The sequence below is a fragment of the Vibrio sp. 10N.222.49.C9 genome, from assembly GCF_041474985.1.
GTDB lineage: Bacteria > Pseudomonadota > Gammaproteobacteria > Enterobacterales > Vibrionaceae > Vibrio > Vibrio crassostreae_C.
This window is the reverse complement of record NZ_JBFRVD010001440.1, coordinates 1-426: the sequence shown is the minus strand read 5'-3', so window position 1 is coordinate 426 and position 426 is coordinate 1. Positions and strand designations below refer to the sequence as shown.

At 43.7% G+C, this 426-nt stretch carries 1 pseudogene; it reads right to left on the bottom strand.

Annotated elements, in window-relative coordinates:
- Positions 1-340 (bottom strand): annotated as a pseudogene (locus tag AB4585_RS28660) (phosphate ABC transporter permease subunit PstC); the annotation flags it as partial.
- Positions 341-426: the final 86 nt, after the last annotated feature.

Genomic DNA, 426 nt, shown 5'->3' with positions numbered 1-426 from the left:
TCTCAGCAATAAAGATCGCCGTTAATACACCCACTGGCACACCGAACAAAACCGCGCCTAGCGTTGACACTAACGAGGCAACAATCATGGTTGCAACGCCGTATAGCGCCGGTGGCAACCAGTTTTGCCCTAAAACGATGCCAGAAATACCTGCTTGTTGAAATGCAGGGATACTTTCTTTAAAGATAAAGTAAGCAATGATGGCAAGTGAAACGATACCAATAATGGCACTGGATAAGAACAGACCATGGAAGATTCGTTCTCTCCAATCTACGCCGCGATCTTCTCTAATTGAAGGGCCGCCAGCGATAGCAGAAGTCTGAACATTCTGATTTTTCATAGAAAAATTCACTATTAATTGCGATGGTAAAATCTAATGTGCACTAAACCCAGTCATTAACATGGGGTGTAAGTAAAAGCTCAGCC